The following is a 245-nucleotide window of genomic DNA, read 5'->3' as shown; positions in this document are numbered from 1 at the left end:
GTGCCCGTCCCGCACCGCCGGGCGATGATATCCCACGAAACTGCGGCGAAAAAGCTGGAAAAAAGCAAAAGCTAAATACACGAAAAAAAGCATGTTCGCCCGGCCCGTCCCGACATGCACAGCCAGGACACCCAGGCCCCCGCCAACACCACCCTCCAGTAATACCACGAGCGCCAGTCGGAATACCACAACACCCACGGCGACAAGATACACCACCTGGCCGAGGAGAGCCAGGACAGCCAGGG

1 protein-coding gene is annotated in these 245 nt (G+C 60.0%); it reads right to left on the bottom strand.

The genetic code is table 11. The features are described from left to right. The coding region (locus ACCC94_RS30455; RefSeq protein ID WP_413353266.1) for a hypothetical protein at window positions 1-245 on the bottom strand (245 nt) is incomplete at both ends.

Origin of the sequence: Pseudomonas sp. Pseusp97 (genome assembly GCF_047304025.1) — a bacterium.
Taxonomy (GTDB): Bacteria; Pseudomonadota; Gammaproteobacteria; order Pseudomonadales; family Pseudomonadaceae; genus Pseudomonas.
Note: the sequence above shows the minus strand (reverse complement) of the source record. Positions and strands in the feature narration are given on the sequence as shown.